We start from the raw sequence: 2,743 nt of genomic DNA on the forward strand, positions 1-2,743 counted from the left end.
GTCGCCGACGAAGATCGAGTTGGCGCCGGCAAAGAAGCACAGCGCCTGCATCTCGTCGGTCATGGCGGTGCGCCCGGCGGAAAGTCGGACATGCGATTTCGGCATCATGATGCGCGCCAGCGCGATCACGCGCACGAACTCGATCGGCTCGATCGGCCTGGCATCGGCAAGCGGGGTGCCGGCGATCGGGATGAGCATGTTGATCGGAACGCTTTCCGGATGTTCCGGCAGGTTGGCCAATGTCACCAGCATGTCGATCCGGTCCACCGGCTCTTCGCCCATGCCGACAATGCCGCCGCAGCAGACCTTGATGCCGCTGTCGCGGACATTGGCCAGCGTATCCAGGCGGTCTGCAAATGTCCGGGTCGAGATGATCTCTGAGTAGTAGCGCTCGGAGGTGTCGATGTTGTGGTTGTAGTAGTCGAGGCCGGCCTCCTTCAGCCGCTGCGCCTGGCCGAGGTCGAGCATGCCGAGCGTCATGCAGGTCTCCATGCCCAGCGCCTTGACGCCTTCGACCATCGCCACGACCGCATCCATGTCGCGCCCCTTGGGATTTCGCCAGGCGGCGCCCATGCAATAGCGGGTGGCGCCGGCGTCGCGCGCCTTGGTCGCTTCAGCGATGACGCGCCTGACCTCCATCAGCTTCGACGCCTTCAGCCCGCTTTCATGGTGCGCCGACTGGCTGCAATAGCCGCAATCCTCCGGACAGCCGCCCGTCTTGATGCTGAGAAGTCGGCTGAGCTGGACCTTGTTGGGATCGAAGTTCTGGCGGTGAACGGTCTGCGCCTGAAACAAGAGGTCGTTGAAAGGTGCATCGTGGAGAGCCTGGGCTTCTTCCAGGCTCCATACCCGGCGGTCGCCGAGGGATTGAACTTCAGGCGCGGTCTTTTCCGAAATCGCTGCGTGCATTTCGATCCTGTTCCTTGCGTTGTGGCGAGCCGGCTAGACTTTAGATGGCCAGGTCCGACGATCAAAGCTCACGATAATCGAGGCCGATATCGAGGATCGGGGCGCTGTGAGTCAACCAGCCGATGGAAATCAGGTCGATACCGGTTGCGGCAACGGCTGGCGCAATCGCGGCGGTGATCCTGCCAGACGCCTCGGTGACCGCCCGGCCACCCACCATGGCCACCGCATTGCGCAAGTCATCGACTGACATGTTGTCCAGCAGGACTGCGTCGGGCGCGTGCGCCAAGGCCTCTTCCAACTGGACCAGCGTATCGACCTCGACTTCGACCTTGACGAGATGGCCGACGCTCATTCGCGCCCGCTCCATTGCCGGGCGAATTCCGCCGGCGATGGCGATGTGGTTGTCCTTGATCAGGATGGCGTCGTCGAGGCCGAAGCGGTGATTGGCGCCGCCGCCGGCGCGCACAGCGTATTTTTCGACCGCTCGCAAGCCAGGAGTCGTCTTGCGGGTGCAGACGATTTTCGCCTTGTGCCCCCGGACCGCATTGACGATTGATGTCGTCGCCGTGGCTATGCCGCTGAGATGGCCCAGGAAATTGAGCGCCGTGCGTTCCGCCGTGAGAATGGCGCGGGCCGGGCCGCTCACCGAGGCGATGACCTCTCCCTGCGCGACCTCGCTGCCGTCCGCGCGTTCCACCGTCATCTCGACATTCGGATCGATCAGCTTGAAGGCAAGCATCGCCAGATCAAGGCCGGCGACGACGCCTTGCTGGCGCGCCGCCAGCACGGTCGTCACGTGGCGTTCATTCGCCACGATGGCGTCCGTGGTCAAATCGCCGGCCCTGCCAAGGTCCTCGAGCAGAGCTGCCCGTACCAGAGGCTCAAACATGATTGTGGGAAGTGGCGAGAGGTCCATCATGTCAGGCATTCCAGCCGAGGTTCGAGTTCCCGCGCTGTCCTCAGGGCGGCCTCCAGGGTGATTTCTGAGCGGCGGGCGACGGCCGCATGAAGGGGAAAATCCGTCCGCTGGTGGGCGCCGCGACTTTCCCGACGTTGCAACGCGGCAATCGTGATCATCAGCCCGACCACGGCCGGACCTGAGGTAGCATCCGCGCACTCGGCGAGCGGCAACAAGGCACGCGCCGCTGCTTCCAGGCCTTCGCGATTCCGTACAACACCGAGCGCGCGCGACAAGACAGGGCGCACTGCTGCCGGATCGGGCGACGGAGAGTCACTTGCAAACGTTTGCTGTGCACGCCGGGCAGGGATCCCCCGCAGGCTTTCTGCCACCCAGCGTGCGCAGACCACCGCCTCGGTCAAGGAATTGCTGGCGAGCCTGTTGGCGCCATGCAATCCGGTCGAGGCGACTTCGCCGCAAGCCCAAAGTCCTTGAACCGATGTGCGGCCGGCCAGATCCACGGCCACACCACCCATGTGGTAGTGCTGCGCCGGTCGGATGGGAATGAGGTCACGCGCCGGATCGATGCCGGCCTCTTTGCAAGCCAATGCGATCGTCGGGAACTGCCGCGCGAATGTCGGGCCGGGCCTTTCCCGCACGTCGAGAAAGACGCGGTGTCCGCTGGCCAGATGGTTCCCGACGGCACGCGCCAGCACGTCGCGCGGCGCAAGTTCCGTTCCTTGCACGCCGCTGAGAAACCGCCGGCCCGTCTCATCGACCAAGGTTGCGCCTTCGCCGCGAACGGCTTCGCTGATCAGCGACATCGGGCGCTTCGGCTCGTCAAGCGCGGTCGGATGGAACTGGACGAATTCCAGATCGGCAAGCACAGCCCCCGCACGGGCCGCCAACGCCAGACCCTGTCCCCAACTTCCCAGA

Annotated in this window: 3 protein-coding genes; all 3 read right to left on the bottom strand. The window is 64.5% G+C overall.

What is annotated here, in order from left to right; translation table 11 throughout:
• Window positions 1–909 (bottom strand): biotin synthase BioB (gene bioB / locus EN742_RS30855; protein ID WP_128333656.1); only part of this gene is annotated, 909 nt, incomplete at its 3' end.
• Window positions 910–970: 61 nt separating this feature from the next.
• Window positions 971–1,825, bottom strand: coding sequence for a carboxylating nicotinate-nucleotide diphosphorylase (gene nadC, locus EN742_RS30860; protein WP_126059215.1), 855 nt, complete (start codon window positions 1,823–1,825; stop codon window positions 971–973).
• A partial coding sequence (locus tag EN742_RS30865) for an FAD-binding protein (RefSeq protein ID WP_128333657.1) occupies window positions 1,825–2,743 on the bottom strand: 919 nt, incomplete at its 5' end. The genes nadC and EN742_RS30865, both read right to left, overlap by 1 nt.

Origin of the sequence: Mesorhizobium sp. M4A.F.Ca.ET.020.02.1.1, assembly GCF_004022645.1 — a bacterium.
In the GTDB taxonomy this organism is placed as follows: domain Bacteria; phylum Pseudomonadota; class Alphaproteobacteria; order Rhizobiales; family Rhizobiaceae; genus Mesorhizobium.

What these genes read in the sequence shown, in the direction of transcription:
- nadC (WP_126059215.1), bottom strand. Translation starts at nt 1,825, where the DNA reads ATGGACCTCTCGCCACTTCCCACAATCATGTTTGAGCCTCTGGTACGG.